The organism is Polynucleobacter bastaniensis, assembly GCF_018882205.1.
Taxonomy (GTDB): domain Bacteria; phylum Pseudomonadota; class Gammaproteobacteria; order Burkholderiales; family Burkholderiaceae; genus Polynucleobacter; species Polynucleobacter bastaniensis.
The window spans coordinates 85,904-100,152 of sequence record NZ_JACVOU010000004.1; the positions used below are offsets into that span (position 1 = coordinate 85,904).

The following is a 14,249-nucleotide window of genomic DNA, read 5'->3' on the forward strand; positions in this document are numbered from 1 at the left end:
CGATGATTGAAAAAATTGTTCGCCTTTCACTACAACAGCGTTTATTAGTTGTCATCATGGCGCTGGTATTGTTTGTTGCGGGCTTACTGGCAACAAAACGCTTATCGGTCGATGCCTTTCCGGATGTGACTAACGTTCAGATTCAGATTGCAGCGAAAGCCCCAGGGCGATCTCCAGAAGAGGTTGAGCGTTTTGTAACGGTACCGATTGAATTGAGTATGACGGGCTTACCCGGCTTAACGGAGATGCGCTCACTCAATCGTAATGGCCTATCAGTGATTACATTAGTCTTTACAGAAAAGACGGATCTCTACTTTGCAAGGCAGCTGGTTACAGAGCGTTTGATTGAGGTAGCCTCTGCTATGCCAATCGGCATCACTCCAGTAATGGCGCCACCGTCGACTGGTTTGGGAGAAATCTATCAATACACGCTCGATCATCCTTCCGATGGCGATCGGCAGTTGACGGTTGAGGAACTTGAGGAGCGTCGCACGATTCAGGATTGGGTTGTTCGTCCAATGTTGCGTTCAATTTCTGGTGTTGCTGAGATTAATACGCAAGGCGGTTATGCACGCGAGTATCAGGTTTTAGTAAACCCTGAAAGATTGCGTCACTATCAAGTAGGTCTTCGAGATATCTATGAGGCACTGGCTAGAAATAATGCAAACTCCGGCGGTGGGCAGCTGCCTACCTATGCAGAGCGCTATCTGATCCGAGGTGTGGGCCTGATCACTAAGCCTGAGGATATCGGCAAAATTATTCTTAAGGAAGTCAAAGGTATTCCGGTCTATGTCAGGAATGTGGCTGAAGTAAGCATTGGGAGCGAAATTCGGCAGGGTGCTGCCATTAAGAATGGCTATACCGAAAGCGTTGCTGGAATCATTCAAATGATCCGTGGTGGTAACGCGCGCGAAGTAGTTAATCGCATCAAGCTCAAAGTAGCAGAGATTAATGAGGGCAAGTTATTACCTGATGGACTCCAAATCGTACCGTTTTACGATCGTACAGATCTTGTCAATGCAGCGATGTTTAATGTTGCTAAGGTATTGATTGAAGGTGTCATTCTCGTAGTCATCTTGCTATTTTTATTCCTGGGTGATGTTCGCTCTTCCCTGATTGTGGTGGCGACTTTAATTTTGACGCCCCTGTTGACCTTCTTGGTGATGAACCGTTACGGTATCTCTGCCAACCTGATGTCTCTTGGAGGTCTTGCGATTGCGATCGGCATTATGGTGGATGGATCTGTAGTAGTGGTAGAAAACACCTTTGCCAAGTTAGGCGAAAGACTCAAAATGGGCGAGTCGAAGATTCGTATTATTTTGGAGGCCGCTACTGAGGTTGGTACACCAGTCTTATTTGGTGTGGGCATCATTATTTTGGTTTTCATGCCACTGCTTTCCTTGGAGGGCATGGAAGGAAAAATGTTCGCACCTATGGCGATTACGATTGCCATTGCATTAACCATCTCCCTCATTCTTTCATTTACCTTATCACCAGTCTTGTGCTCTTACGTTCTGAAGGGCGGGAGTGAAGATGACACAAAAATTGTGGCTCGTTTGCGCGCACCGTATGAGCGCTGGTTGCATTGGTGTCTCGCCAATCCTAAGTTAGTTGTTAAAAGATCCTTGATGGGATTGGTTGCCAGCATCATTGGATTTACCTTGCTTGGAAAGGCGTTTATTCCAGTGATGCAAGAGGGTTCGATTACGCCAGTCATCATTCGTGCCCCAAATATTTCTTTAGATGAATCCATTAAGTTGGAGTTTGAGGCGATCAAACGGATCATGACCATTCCAGATGTGAAGATGGCAGTATCTCGTTTAGGGAAGGGTGAGTCTCCTGCAGATCCGGGTCAGCCTAATGAATCTGATCCGATTGTGACGCTCAAGCCTATAAGTGATCGCAAGTTTAGCCAGGAAGAAATTGCCCAACAAATCCGTGACAAGTTAAAAACTTTGCCGGGAATTGAGCTCTCCATTTCTCAGCCCATTGCAGCACGTGTTGATGAGATGGTCTCCGGAGTTCGCTCTCAGGTCGCAATCAAAATTTTTGGAGATGATCTAGTTACTCTACAAAAGCTAGGTGGTCAAATTAGTCAGATCCTGACCAAAATGAAGGGTAGTAATGACTTGCGTATAGAGCAGGCTTCTGGTCAAAATTACTTAAACATCACGATTAACCGTGATGCAATTGCTCGCTACGGCATTAATGTTTCCGATGTCAATGATGTGATTGAAACTGCTATTGGCGGCAAGCAAGCTAGTATTGTGTATGAAGGTGAGAGAAGATTTCCCTTGCTATTGCGTTATCCAGCCCCTTATCGAGATAACGTAGATGCAATCAGCAATATTATTTTGCATTCTCCAGATGGCGCTCAGGTGCTTATGCGCGACCTAGCCGATATTGCCCTGGTCGATGGCCCGGCGCAGATTTCTAGAGAGTCTGGCAAGCGTCGTTTGGTAGTGGGTGTGAACGTTGATGGACGAGATCTGGGCGGCTTTGTTAAAGAAGCTCAAGAGTTGATTGCTAAACAAGTGGAGCTTCCACAAGGTTATTCATTGCAGTGGGGTGGCCAGTTTGAGAATATGCAGCGGGCGATGGCGCGTCTGATGATCATTATTCCGCTAACCATCTTAGCGATCTATTTCCTGCTCTTTATGCTCTTCAAGTCATTGCGCTTGGCTGGATTGATTATTTTGGTCTTACCATTTGCCTCTATAGGCGGTGTATTTGGTTTATTTATATCCGGCGAGTATCTATCTGTACCTGCGGCGGTTGGGTTTATTAATCTCTGGGGTATTGCGGTACTCAATGGTGTGGTGCTGATCTCATTCATTAAGCAATTACGTGAAGATGGTTACTCTATGGAAGATGCGCTATTACATGGTTGTGGTCATCGCTTTAGGCCAGTCATGATGACTGCCTCAGTCGCTATGCTGGCTTTGGTGCCAATGCTATTTTCTGGCGGCCCAGGTTCTGAGGTGACGCGCCCGCTAGCAGCCGTGGTGATCTCGGGTTTGATTACCTCAACCGCATTAACATTACTAGTACTCCCCGTCTTATATAGATGGTTTGAAGATAAAGAGGTGGAAGCATGATGGAAGTGAAGGCGGTTATTCGCCCAAATAAGTTAGCTGCTCTCAGAACAGCGTTGCTAGAAACCCCAGGTTTTCCAGGGATGACTGTGACTAAGGTTGAAGGCTGTAGCGCTCCTAATCGAACCGCCAAATTCAATATTAAAGATGAGTTAACTGACTACTCGGCAAAAGTGAAGATTGAAATCGTCTGTAACGATGAGATTGCAGAAGTCCTGATGGACCGTATCGTCACTATTTGCCAAACAGGTCAGGTAGGGGACGGTGTGGTTTGGTGTACTGAAGTTCCGAAGGCTTTCTTCATCTCTAAAACTTCTGTATAGCTATCCCCTTCAATTCTTCGGTATGATGTTTTGGGTAAGTTGCTCAATTATTACCAATCATCTTGGAGATTGTTTTGAAAAATATCATCGATCGTATTGATCACATTGTTCTGACTGTGACTGATATTGAGCTCACGACTCAGTGGTATGAAAAAGCATTGGGTTTTGAGCGCGAGTTCTTTACCGGCCCTGAAGGGCAGCCACGGTATTCATTGCGTTTCGGGCAGTTAAAAATCAATCTTCAGGATAAAAATACTGAAACACCTACCAAGGCTAAAGTACCCACGATTGGTTCGGGAGACTTTTGTTTAATTGCAGTAATTCCCTTGGATGACTTTATCGCGCATCTTCAGAAGCAGGGCGTTGCTATTGATGTTGGGCCTGTACCAAGACGAGGTGCTCTTGGACCCATTCGTTCGGTCTACTTGCGTGACCCAGACAATAATCTCGTAGAGGTTGCTGAGTACGTCTAGTGTTGATCTGGATCCGATACGCCTAACTGGCGAGCAAGATCCAGAAAATCTTTTGCATGGTAGTTGGTAAATTGCTCGACATGCAGATCATTGCGCAAATGATTTTTACCAAACTCTAGTGGGCGCTCAATAAAGGCTGTTTGTAACCCACAGGCATGGGCAGCCTCTAGATCATCCTTATGCGCTGCTACCAACATGACTTCCTCAGCTGCAAGATTGAAGATGTCTGCTACACCCAAATAGGTTTCGGGATCTGGTTTGTAGTGACGGAAAACTTCAGCTGAAAGAATTAAGTCCCAAGGCAAGCCTGCGTTTTTTGCCATATTAGCTAATAAGCCCATATTGCCATTTGAGAGAGTGACGATCGTGAACTGACTTTTCAGCTTGTGCAGACCCTCGACAGCCTCTGGCCAGGGATTGAGTCTATGCCAAACGAGATTGAGATCTTGTATTTGACTTTCAGATAAAGAGTGGACTTTAAATGTCTTGAGAACATCAATCAGGATCATGTGATGGAGATCATCAATTTTGGTCCAAGGCAATTCACCAGACCGTACCCGAGCCATAGCTGGCCTGTAACCTTGCCGCCATGCAGTAGCAAAGGCATCGGGATCAGCCACAAGCCCCAGTCGAGTGACCTCAGCGGCTATGGAGCCATGCCAGTCGACTACCGTGCCAAATACATCAAATGCCAGTACCTTAGGAGCTTTATTCATGAAGGGGATTCTTGCTTGCTATGGGGCTTTTGTCAAACAAGGGGCTCAAACAGAAATGGCTGGGAGTTGATAAAATGCCCAATGCCCTTAAAGGGGTCATTGCATCTAACAAGGATTGAATATGGGTAGTATTTCTCAGTGGGAGCAGCTCAACGTTGAGCTCACGGCAGCTCTTGGAAGCTCCGTTCATTTTGATACGGCTCATCAGGCGGTTTACGCATCAGAAGCTTCTAATTACCGTCAAATTCCGATTGGGGTTGTTACCCCGAAAAATACCGAAGAATTTGTCAAAGGCATCGAGATTTGTCATCGTAATAAGGCTCCAGTGCTCATGCGTGGCGCTGGTACCTCCATGAATGGCCAGACGGTCAATAATGCGGTGGTCTTTGATATCTCAAAGTATTGCAACCATATTCTTTCCTTAGACCCTGCGGCCGGTAATGCGCTTGTTGAACCCGGAGTCATTTGTGATTCACTGCGTGATGCGGCTGAGCTACATGGCTTAACTTTTGCGCCAGATCCTTCTACGCATAGCCGTTGTACCTTAGGTGGTATGGTTGCCAATAACTCTTGTGGCGCCCATTCGGTGATGGCCGGCAAGACACTAGAAAATACCGAAGCTCTGGAAATTCTGACTTATGACGGTGAGCGTTTTTGGGTTGGTCCAACATCTGATCAAGAATTGCAAGACATCATTGCTGCTGGTGGGCGAAAGGGTCAGATCTATCAAGACTTGCTGACTTTACGTGATCGCTATGCTGATCTCATTCGTGCGCGCTTCCCAAATATTAAGCGTCGCGTCTCTGGTTACAACTTAGACCAACTCTTACCGGAAAATGGATTTAACGTTGCCAAGGCTTTGGTCGGGACCGAGGGAACCTGTGCATTAACACTCGCCGCTAAGGTGAGATTAGTGAAGAGTCCCGCTAAGCGCGTGGTTCTGGTACTTGGCTTTGAAGATATTTATGTAGCAGGTGATGCTGTACCCGAGTACCAATCTTTTAATCCTATTGCAATCGAAGGTTTGGATTACAAAATTATCCGCGGCTTGCAAGAGCGTAACTTAGCAAAGGCGGAGATCGACTTATTGCCAGCTGGAAATGCTTGGGTAGTTGTGGAGTTCGGTGATGATACCGTTGAGGGCGCTGTTGCTCAGGCTGAAAAGGCACAGGAGTATTTCAAAGCAAGAACTAAGGGTCCAATACCATCAACTTGGTTAGAGTCCGATCCATTAGTACAAAAGCGTATCTGGTCGATTCGTGAAAATGGTGCATCTGCCACCCATTTATCGATTGATCCAAACTCCCCCGACCCGGTAGTGGGATGGGAAGATGCTGCAGTTGATCCAGCGCGTTTAGGTGAGTACTTGCGGGCTTTCCAGAAATTAGTGGACTCTTACGAGTATGAAACTTCGCTCTACGGACACTTTGGGGATGGGTGTATTCATGCGCGTATTACTTTTAACTTCCGATCTGTAGAAGGCGTTGCCAAATTTAGATCTTTTATTCGCGACGCAGCAACCTTGGTGGTTGCATTTGGCGGTTCGCTCACGGGCGAGCATGGTGATGGTCAGGCCAGAGCAGAATTCCTCCCCATCATGTTTGGTGAAGAGTTAATGGGCGCGATGCATGAGTTCAAGCGCATCTGGGATCCTCAAAACAAACTCAATCCTGGCAAAGTAGTTCACCCTTACCGTGTAGATGAGAATCTGCGCATGGGCCCAGAATACAAAATTGTTAATATCAAGACGCGTCTGAATTTCTTGAGTCAAGAGGGCAATGGCTTCCAGAGAGCCGTTGAACGTTGTGTTGGTATGGGTAAGTGCCGTAGTGAAAAAGTAGGCACGATGTGCCCAAGTTATCGAGCTACAAAAGAAGAGCGTTTCTCCACTCGTGGACGTTCACGACTCTTTTGGGAAATGATCCAAGGCGAAGTCATTCAAGATGGTTGGGAAAGTAAGGAGCTTAAAGAGGCTCTCGATACCTGTCTTTCTTGTAAAGGCTGCAAGAGTGACTGTCCTGCCCACGTTGACATGGCCTCCTATAAGGCTGAGTTCTTGTCTCACTATCACGAGAATAATAGTAGGCCTCGTCAAGCTTTGACCATGGGTCGCATTGGAGATTGGGCGCCATTGGCAAGTAAGTTCTCATGGCTGATGAATGGCGTCATGCAAACCCCCGTAATCTCTAGTCTCGCAAAATGGGTTGGTGGCATTGCGCAAGAGCGTAGCCTGCCCAAGTTTGCAAGCCAGTCATTTAGAAAGCAATTTAAGCCATCCAAGAATGTCAGTATTGGTCAGAAGAAAGTCATTCTTTGGGTAGATACATTCTGTGAGCATTTTCATCCAGAGGTTGCAAGTGCAGCAGTGGAAGTGCTTGCTCATGCAGGCTTTGAAGCGACCCTACCTAAAACGCCTTTATGTTGTGGCCGCCCTTTGTATGATTTTGGTTTTCTAGATCTTGCCAAGCAGAAGCTAGAGAAAATTCTGGATACGATCGGAAGCGAGATTAATGAAAATCCTAATTCTCCTATCGCAGTAGTCGGTCTTGAGCCAGGCTGTATGTCGGTATTTAAAGATGAATTGTTGAAGTTTTTCCCGAACGATCCTAGGGCAACGCTTTTAGCATCGAGCAGTTATTTGTTAGGAGATTTCTTGCATGAGCAAGGCTATACCCCACCGCAGCTAGACTGCAATGTCCTAGTTCACTCACATTGCCATCAGAAATCACTATTTGGTACTAAAGGTGATGTAGCGCTCCTGGCGGCTTTGGGTGCTAAAGCAAACTTCATTGATAGTGGTTGCTGCGGTATGGCAGGTTCATTTGGATTTAATCCAGAGCATGTCGGCATATCCAAAGCGGTTGGCGAGCTCGTTTTGTTGCCAGCAATTCGGGCTGCAGAGCCAGAGACCATCATTCTGACCAATGGCTTTAGCTGTAGAGAGCAGATTGAGCAAGAGACAGGTCGCAAGGTAAAGCACTTAGCGGAGTTACTGCAGATGGCACATCAATCTGAAATATAGTTAGTAGTCACTCACTACTGAGCACTCCTCAACCCCAATAATTATCAAGACCATGATTAAAATTCCCTAAAGATAGTCTAGTTAAAGATAGAATAGTCGTCCGGCGGGAATATTGGAGTAAGCAGCTTATTGCGTAATTGCATGATAGTTAAAGGAATGAACAATGATCTTCAAAAAATCACAGTCTATTAAGTTTCTACAGCCCACAATGGAGTCCTTTGAAACAATCGTGGGGCCAGCAACGGAGGTTCATGGGCGAATTGTTGCGAATGAAAGTTTACGCATTGATGGTCGCGTTGTTGGGAATATAGAATCACGCCAAGGAAAAAACGTGAGCATTGCTCTTGGACGCACTGGTGTGGTGCAAGGCGATATCAATGCTTTTAGGGTGCTAGTTGCAGGACGAGTTGAGGGTAATATTTATGCCACTGAGCGCGTGGAGTTACATGAGGGGGCGGAAGTGCGCGGAGATATTACTTATGGCCAGCTGGGAATTGAGCATGGTGCCAAGTTAAACGGTTTGATGATTTCCAAAAGTAGCGATGAACCAGAGGGAGCAACTGATTCAACCGCAATTTTCCAAGCAAATTGGAACAAAATTAAAAGTCAATAATTTATTATTAATGTGTGAATGATCAGTTGTGCAAGATAGATCAATTCAATTTATTGCTCATGCGATTGCCTGATCATGGGGCAAAAAAATACCTCTATCTGTAGAGGTATTTTATGTGTGTTGCATATTTACTCAGTATCGCTAATCTCATCTTTTGGATGAATGTCAGTTTCACTAAAAGATTGCTTGGCTGAGGATATGGGGGCATCAATTAAGCGTAGCTCACCACTGAGCTTTGCTCCTTTTTCTACACTCATTTCAGCATATTGAGTAAGACCAGTAATTTTTGCACTGGATCGAACGTTCAAATGATTCGTGACATTAAGGCCTTGGGTAACTTCACCACGAACTTCAACAACTTCCGCGTTGATTCTTCCATTAACAATTCCTGAGGTGTCAACCAAGACTTCTTTGGTGTTCAATTCACCCTCTACAAGGCCTGCAACCACTGCCATTTCTGGTACCTCAAAGGTGCCTCTGACAATTACCCCTTCGCCTACGAAAAGTGATCCTCTGGGATTGTTATCGGCCATGAATTTTCCTGAATAAGTAAGTACACGCTAATGATATAACAATACTAACAACTTATGGAAAGGCGCAGAGGAGCGTCCCACTGTGTAAGCTATCGGAATAAAAGTTAATCTTTGGTACTTGTGGGGATAGATAGTTCCGCAAACTGATCCTTTAAATTCTTCAGGGTGAGGATTTTGCTCTCAATCAAGGGGAGCTGCGTCTGAAATGTTTGGATTTTCTGCTGGTAAATGAGTTCTAAATCATCCATCTCCTTGCGGGAAATGACCCCCCCCATTTGTTTTGCCATTTCTGGGTTAAAGCGGATTGCCACCCTAAAGCCAAAAAAATGGATACTCATGCCAATCAGAATAAACACGCTAAAGGATAAAAGCGCGATCTTAATAACAGTTTTACGGGTAATTTTTATCTGCTTCATGGATGAAGTAGACCCAGAAATCCAAATTAACTGCATTTTTAACCCTTAAATTATCTTTAAAAGATTTTAACATTGGGATGTATTGAGTTTATTTCTTTTTAATAAGCTTATTTGAGGATAATTTGATAACATACTATTATTAAAAGTAATGCTGTTTTATAAAGAATATGGGATATCTTAGATTTTCAAGATGATTTGTGCGTTGCAATAATTTAATGGCGTTACATCAATGCGGCCTCACAAGCACTATGCACAACTAGAAATTATTGGCTCTGTATTAAAAGATGCTAGAGAGAAAAAAAATCTAGCCAGGGCAGAGTTTGCCAACTTATGTTGTTTGTCCGCCAAAATGATTTTGGAGTTGGAAGAGGGTGGCATGAGCTCTTTTTACACTTTTGAAATTAAGGTCATCACTGCAAAGAAAGTTGGTAAATTTCTGGGGCTAGATGAATCATCTTATTTGATAGATCCTAGCGCCACGGAATCGATTGAAGAAACTTCGATTGAGCCTAGTGAAGCCCCAAAAATTTCTGCCTCTACAAAACATGAGGAAGTCAGAACTGATTCAGGTCCAAAGAATCTTCCGTCAAGAAACGAGACCATATCATCCTCAGAGCTTGCAAGCCCTCAGGTTCTGAATCTGGAAGAGTCGCTGAATCAGATTAATAAAGAACATGGGTTTAAGTTAGGTACTACTGGGGCTAGTGCCGTATCAATCAGAGTGATGACAATCCTGTTTGGTTTTTTAGTACTGACGGGCGCTATTTATGGGTTAAATGATCGATTCAACATCATCACTCTAGCTGTTGGATTAGTGAAACCCCCGCAAAAAGCCATCGTAGTAAATGAAACTCAGGATTTAAAAGCTGATGAAGACTTAGCTCTCAAGCCCGAGAGTTCTGATACTGTAGCTAAATCGCCAGAAACTCAGCCAGCTCAAGCGCTTCAAACTACTCCTAGTGAGCAATGTCCTTATAAACAAGAGGCGCAATTGCCCAGTTATCAGTCGCCCAACCCCTCTAAACGGGGAGATACTGTGAATATCAAATCGCTAATTAAGCAAGCCATTTGTGTTGTAGATAATTCTGGGAAACAAACCGTCGTTAATCTAGAGTCAAATGCCTCTTACGCATTTCGAGGCACCTCTCCATTTGTGGTGATTACTCAGGATTTAGATAGTGTTGAAATGTATTTTCAGGGTTGGAGAGTGCGCTCACCAAGCGCAGGCGCAAAGCAGATTAAATTACTGGAAGTTTCCCTGTAAAGTTTCCACAGGTTAAAAGAAACAAAATTAAGGTTTGTAAATGTTTGAATTTTCTAAAAAAAGTAATCCTAATACAGACACTCAACTGACGTATTTAACTACAGTTGGGGCCGGTTCCATTATGAAGGGTGACTTTATTCATAGTGGAAACATGCTTTTGTTAGGGCATTTAATTGGCGATATTTCCCAGATTGAAGAAGAGGGCTCTGGTAATGGCCATACCGCTGTAATCGGATCAACTGGATTCTTATTAGGGAATATTTACAGCCCACATGCAATCATTATTGGAAGAATCGAGGGTTCGGTTTTTGCAAAAGGACGCGTTGAAATTTATCCTGGAGCAGTAGTCATTGGGGATGTTACCTATGCGCAGATTAATGTGCACCCAGACGCTAAGGTCAACGGTAATCTCAGATGTTTATTGCCAGATGCGGTTGAGCAAAAAAATCTCTCTTTGAGTGATGAAGAGGTTCCGAGTAATGTTGTTCTATTAGCTAAAGCAGAGTGATATCAAACATCAATAAGATATTTCGGTTGATGATCTGCAGTCAGCAAGCTCGCTCATTAGTTTGAGGTGTTGACATAAGTATGCCTACCCCAATAAAAATCCCTGCTCTCCTTCTAGGCCTCTTTGTTTTATTGCTAGCTTCAGGAGGGCTTTTTTACAGTTATTACACTCGGGATTTGCCTTAATGTAAGGACGAATACATACAAATATTGTTAAACCAAGAGATTCGGAATAACGAGACTTTGATTCAAGAGTCACGCACACTAGCTTTTAATAATATTGCAGAAGTTTCGCATCGCAGTGGGGCGCGTATTTGTTCTACTAATTTACTCACCAATCAAGGCACTTATTCTGTAGGCTATCTGGTAGTCAATCGAGGGATGGAGAACGATACAATCTGGCAGCGATTAACAGGACCTACAGATTATTCTGTCAAAATCGAATCTGTAAGGAAAACAGATTAAAAATAGTTATTTGGGATAAGCAACGTTCTTCTGGAAATTCTCAGTGTTCCAGCTTTTACTTAAATCCCCTGTGGGGCCATACACCACAAATGTATATAAGATGCCGATGATTAATCCCGCAATTAAGCCTATTTTTATAATTGAGTAATCTCGTTTCTGCGGAACTGTTTTACTGATAGGGGATGGTTTATGTACAGTAAAAAATTCTGGGAATGCTGCCTCTAAGGTGGTGCGTGCATTTTTAATGTGCTGGTAAGCCTGTTCTTCACTCCCGCCTTGTTCTAAACCAAGCGCAGCATTTTCATAAGATTTGCTCGCAGAATCCAGAAGTTTTGCAATATGCGCATAGCTTTTTTGGCGATTGGTTGTATCAGGTGTCATGACAAGGTTGTATTTTTTATCTCAATAGCTTATTGCTAAGGTTCACAGAAAAAATCTACCTACTATGTACAGAATTATTCCGGCAGCAAATACATAGGCAATAGACTTAAGCAGGGTTTTTTCTATAGTGTTTTCTATAGTTTTTTCGATACCATTTTGTAGACTTTTATTCTGGGCTATTTCCTCAGAAATAATATTTTTAATATTCCAAAGGTCCTTGCGGATGACATTTAAGCTCTCATCCAATTTTAGATCTTTTTGCTGTAAGAGCGCGCCTATTGTCGAAAGATGTTTATTAACTTCTTTTAGCTCATTAACAACGGATTCGTCTAGATTACTCATATTTACCCGACACTAGAGATAATTTATTTGCGACATTTTTTAATCCTAACCGATGACTTAGTCCTTGGGGTGAAATTAAACATTGATATGATAAATATGGCTTCATAGTAGGTGATTATTAGAAAAAAGTCGAATTTGCTTAGTGTTTGCGTAGCTCGGTTATGTTTTTCCGCTTTCTTTAAGGGGTCTCAAAAGATTTGCTTTATAGTTAGCTAATAATAGCAAATTCAATTTGCAGGATGATCAACTAGATATCGCCTGGACTATGCCCAAACAACCAATATCCACTGCTGCAAAAATAAGGAAGTTGGTGATGAATTTCACCAAGTGGCTTCTTTATGTATTGCTCATCCTCGTTTTAGCATACGCCTCTTTCAAAGTTTGGGAATATAAGGGCGAATATGAGAAAGAAAAAGAAGCAAAAATCCTCGCCAAAGAACAAGAAATAGAATTCAATGATTTGAGAAAAAATCTAGCAACCTACGCTCCTTTATTGGTTGGCAGTCCCTCCTCGATATTGACAACGCGTGCGAATGGAAAATTCATTCTTGCTTATATGCTTGGAGCAGAGGTTGAAGCATTTCAAAATGCATTTGAAGAAAGTATACCCATCATTTATGTGGGCAGCCAACTGCTAGGTGCTGGGTGTAAAAAGTCGGATTGTGAGGAATCCAGCGCCGCTTTTGTAATTGAGCCCGCCAATGGCAAGGTTTATTTAGCCCTTAGAAAAGGTGGGGAGTTAACTTTTTATGGGCTAGAGGATAGTAAAACTATCCCACTAGCTTTTGAGAAGTGGCAAGGCTTCAAGAAAGCAGGAGTGCAATGATGAAGATTGTCATCAGCTTTTTAATCATGTCACTCTGGGTGACGATAGTCCCTGCAAAATCTACGCAGGAACCCCAGTCCCTCAAATCAAATTTACAAAAATCTGAACCAAAGTTAGCAAACGATAAAGATACTATATTGAGTAAAAATACTCAAAGCACTTTGTATTTATTATCGGGTTGGGGAAAGGCGGAGGGGCCTTATGTCTGGTTTACTGTTTCTGCGCATTTCAATGAAAATCAAACTGCCCCAAATAGCCAAACTTTCAACTTATTCAGCGCAAGTGGCGCCCTAGATTGTAAGGACAACAGTACCTTCTATTATCTAATTTCTTATATGTATTTTGATGCTAAGACGAAAAAGCTTAACGAGATTTACTCTGAGAAAAATAAATCTAATGTCATGAAAATTGAACCTACTACAACTGAGTCGGATATTAAGAAGATTGTTTGCAACTAAGTTAGACATTCGTTTAGCGAGGGTGAGTATTCAGATCGCCCATCTTCTACCGTAACGCCTGGCCACTGACTACAGAGGATTCAAATGGAAGAAAGCTTGAATGAGAATAATTCGAATCTAATCACAAGTTCTGCTGCTGATTCAATTCAAGCAGCTGAGTATTTTTCAAACTTAGTCGCCAATTTGCAGCAGTTTGTACAGACTGCAAATCAAAATGATTTATTGAAATATTTTCATGAAGGCAGCAATACAACAGCTGTTCAGCGCCGCATACTGGATCTGATGATTTATGGCGAAGAGTTTGGAATAGAAACTAGGCATGACCATTTAACTGGCTTATTGGACCGCACTAGTTTTTTAGAAAAACTCAAATTTACTTTGGCGAAGACTCTCCAGGAAGATCATTTAACAGCCATAATATTTGTTGATCTTGATAACTTCAAAGCTATTAATGATCAGTATGGCCATAGTACTGGAGATGAGGTGATATCAATCATTGGCAGAAGAATCTCTGCGTCTATTCGGGCTCAGGATTTAGCCTGTCGGTGGGGTGGTGATGAGTTTGTTTTGGCGTTACAAGCCATCACAAGCAAAGATTTAGTCAGTCAATTGGCCAATCGATTACTTGCAGTAATTTCGCAAGCTCTTCAGCTTGGATCCAAAGAATCATTACAACTACTGCTAGGTGCAAGTGTTGGTATTGCCATCATGGATGATATAAATCTTAGTTCGATGGATTTAGTTGAGAGGGCTGATAAAGCAATGTATCTTGCTAAAAAGGCTGGAAAGAATTGTATCGAGTTTTACTCTTAGGA

15 protein-coding genes are annotated in these 14,249 nt (G+C 43.1%); 10 read left to right on the forward strand and 5 right to left on the reverse strand.

What is annotated here, in order from left to right; translation table 11 throughout:
* Nucleotides 1-2: 2 nt before the first annotated feature.
* The 3 genes from ICN22_RS08235 (at nt 3) to ICN22_RS08245 (ending at nt 3,891) form a co-directional block, all read left to right on the forward strand.
* On the forward strand, nt 3-3,098 hold the full coding sequence (locus ICN22_RS08235) for an efflux RND transporter permease subunit (RefSeq protein ID WP_216170020.1): 3,096 nt from the start codon (nt 3-5) through the stop codon (nt 3,096-3,098).
* On the forward strand, nt 3,095-3,418 hold the full coding sequence (locus ICN22_RS08240) for a P-II family nitrogen regulator (RefSeq protein WP_046329646.1): 324 nt from the start codon (nt 3,095-3,097) through the stop codon (nt 3,416-3,418). Before ICN22_RS08235 ends, ICN22_RS08240 begins: the two co-directional genes overlap by 4 nt.
* Nucleotides 3,419-3,501: 83 nt before the next feature.
* Nucleotides 3,502-3,891 carry a VOC family protein gene (locus tag ICN22_RS08245; protein ID WP_439650991.1) on the forward strand — a complete coding sequence of 130 codons (390 nt, stop codon included), beginning with the start codon at nt 3,502-3,504 and terminating at the stop codon, nt 3,889-3,891.
* On the opposite strand, the gene ICN22_RS08250 is transcribed toward ICN22_RS08245, so the two are convergent.
* Nucleotides 3,888-4,607 (reverse strand): haloacid dehalogenase type II, encoded by a 720-nt coding sequence (locus tag ICN22_RS08250; protein WP_216170024.1) that lies wholly within the window; start codon nt 4,605-4,607, stop codon nt 3,888-3,890. The genes ICN22_RS08245 and ICN22_RS08250 overlap by 4 nt on opposite strands.
* A gap of 121 nt (nt 4,608-4,728) precedes the next feature.
* On the opposite strand from ICN22_RS08250, the gene ICN22_RS08255 reads away from it, so the two are divergent.
* On the forward strand, nt 4,729-7,629 hold the full coding sequence (locus ICN22_RS08255) for an FAD-binding and (Fe-S)-binding domain-containing protein (protein ID WP_216170026.1): 2,901 nt from the start codon (nt 4,729-4,731) through the stop codon (nt 7,627-7,629).
* Between the two features lie 163 nt (nt 7,630-7,792).
* Nucleotides 7,793-8,242, forward strand: coding sequence for a bactofilin family protein (locus ICN22_RS08260; RefSeq protein ID WP_216170028.1), 450 nt, complete (start codon nt 7,793-7,795; stop codon nt 8,240-8,242).
* Between the two features lie 128 nt (nt 8,243-8,370).
* On the opposite strand, the gene ICN22_RS08265 is transcribed toward ICN22_RS08260, so the two are convergent.
* Both ICN22_RS08265 and ICN22_RS08270 read right to left on the reverse strand, forming a co-directional pair.
* On the reverse strand, nt 8,371-8,775 hold the full coding sequence (locus ICN22_RS08265; protein ID WP_216170030.1) for a bactofilin family protein: 405 nt from the start codon (nt 8,773-8,775) through the stop codon (nt 8,371-8,373).
* A gap of 104 nt (nt 8,776-8,879) precedes the next feature.
* Entirely contained in the window at nt 8,880-9,191 is a 312-nt protein-coding gene (locus tag ICN22_RS08270; RefSeq protein WP_216170032.1) for a hypothetical protein, read from the reverse strand.
* Nucleotides 9,192-9,420: 229 nt separating this feature from the next.
* Between ICN22_RS08270 and ICN22_RS08275 the strand changes: the two genes are divergently transcribed.
* Both ICN22_RS08275 and ICN22_RS08280 read left to right on the forward strand, forming a co-directional pair.
* On the forward strand, nt 9,421-10,455 hold the full coding sequence (locus tag ICN22_RS08275; RefSeq protein ID WP_216170033.1) for a helix-turn-helix domain-containing protein: 1,035 nt from the start codon (nt 9,421-9,423) through the stop codon (nt 10,453-10,455).
* A 40-nt stretch (nt 10,456-10,495) separates the two neighbouring features.
* On the forward strand, nt 10,496-10,963 hold the full coding sequence (locus tag ICN22_RS08280; RefSeq protein ID WP_216170035.1) for a bactofilin family protein: 468 nt from the start codon (nt 10,496-10,498) through the stop codon (nt 10,961-10,963).
* 470 nt (nt 10,964-11,433) lie between these two features.
* Here ICN22_RS08280 and ICN22_RS08285 read toward each other — a convergent pair whose 3' ends face one another.
* Nucleotides 11,434-11,808 (reverse strand): hypothetical protein, encoded by a 375-nt coding sequence (locus ICN22_RS08285; RefSeq protein ID WP_216170037.1) that lies wholly within the window; start codon nt 11,806-11,808, stop codon nt 11,434-11,436.
* 42 nt (nt 11,809-11,850) lie between these two features.
* On the reverse strand, nt 11,851-12,150 hold the full coding sequence (locus ICN22_RS08290; RefSeq protein WP_216170039.1) for a hypothetical protein: 300 nt from the start codon (nt 12,148-12,150) through the stop codon (nt 11,851-11,853).
* 313 nt (nt 12,151-12,463) lie between these two features.
* On the opposite strand from ICN22_RS08290, the gene ICN22_RS08295 reads away from it, so the two are divergent.
* The 3 genes from ICN22_RS08295 (at nt 12,464) to ICN22_RS08305 (ending at nt 14,247) form a co-directional block, all read left to right on the forward strand.
* Nucleotides 12,464-12,976 (forward strand): Ivy family c-type lysozyme inhibitor, encoded by a 513-nt coding sequence (locus ICN22_RS08295; RefSeq protein WP_216170041.1) that lies wholly within the window; start codon nt 12,464-12,466, stop codon nt 12,974-12,976.
* Complete coding sequence (locus ICN22_RS08300; RefSeq protein WP_216170043.1) at nt 12,973-13,434, forward strand: surface-adhesin E family protein; 462 nt, start codon at nt 12,973-12,975, stop codon at nt 13,432-13,434. Before ICN22_RS08295 ends, ICN22_RS08300 begins: the two co-directional genes overlap by 4 nt.
* A gap of 84 nt (nt 13,435-13,518) precedes the next feature.
* Entirely contained in the window at nt 13,519-14,247 is a 729-nt protein-coding gene (locus ICN22_RS08305) for a GGDEF domain-containing protein (RefSeq protein WP_216170045.1), read from the forward strand.
* Nucleotides 14,248-14,249: the final 2 nt, after the last annotated feature.